This is a genomic window from Candidatus Methylomicrobium oryzae (assembly GCF_016745425.1).
Classification (GTDB): Bacteria; Pseudomonadota; Gammaproteobacteria; order Methylococcales; family Methylomonadaceae; genus Methylomicrobium; species Methylomicrobium oryzae.
Window position 1 is genome coordinate 1 of the sequence record NZ_JAERVK010000064.1, and the last position, 552, is coordinate 552.

A 552-nucleotide genomic window follows, 5' to 3' on the forward strand; every position below is an offset into this window, starting at 1 on the left:
AGCTTCCAATGCCCGCTCAACCAGCGCCTTGGTCAATTGCTTCAATAGGCCGTTTCACCTATCAGATCGTCGGGTTTTTGATAGCCCGAGAGCAAGGTATCGAGCAATTCGGTGGGGATGGGGTTTGATACGGTCATGTTTTCTCCTTTCAGAAACGGCAGTTTCCTGCCTAATGGCCGTTTACACAAAAATTCTTACACCCTCAGAACTTTAGTAGTTTCTCATAAGCTACGCCAACAAATGCGCTTCTGCTATTAATCCTTTTTGCGGATCATGAGATACCCCGGCCCAGCTCACTTATCTGAGAACTACCTATTCATACGACTATTCATACGAGGCGAATTCCCCCAATTCCCTTGCCATACAAATAAGTACGCCAGATACAGTTACTACTTTAAGGATAAAGGCAGTAAAAACTTCTGTTGAATTTCGATTACGCTACGGAGTGAACATCATGACAATAATAGCCTATATTTTATTATTTTCCGGGGGTTTTTGGCTTTGTTGCATAAATTCCCCAGCGGCCCCAAATCAGGGGGATGAAAAAAGAGA

1 pseudogene is annotated in these 552 nt (G+C 43.8%); it reads right to left on the reverse strand.

Going from position 1 to position 552, the window contains the following annotated elements:
• Positions 1 to 137, reverse strand: a pseudogene (locus tag JJL52_RS21900) (IS256 family transposase); the annotation flags it as partial.
• Positions 138 to 552 lie beyond the last annotated feature (415 nt).